General features: G+C 64.1%; 1 pseudogene. It reads left to right on the forward strand.

Annotation, left to right across the window (positions count from 1 at the left end):
* Positions 1-223: pseudogene (locus ACLD7X_RS19635) on the forward strand (IS5/IS1182 family transposase); the annotation flags it as partial.

A 223-nucleotide genomic window follows, 5' to 3' on the forward strand; every position in this document is an offset into this window, starting at 1 on the left:
ACGCTCCCCACCGATGCAATCGGAAACCCCAAGCCCACCGCGCAGCGGAATTTCACCGACCCCGACAGCCACATTCTCAAGGGAGCGGACGGCTGGATCCAGGGGTACAACTCTCAGGCCGCCGTCGATGGCGACCACCAGGTGATCGTGGCCATCGGCGTCAGCAACCAGGCCAGTGATGCGGTGCACCTGCTGCCCATGCTGGAGCGGATCGAGGCCAATA

Origin of the sequence: Aphanothece microscopica RSMan92 (assembly GCF_046613545.2) — a bacterium.
Taxonomy (GTDB): domain Bacteria; phylum Cyanobacteriota; class Cyanobacteriia; order PCC-6307; family Cyanobiaceae; genus NIES-981.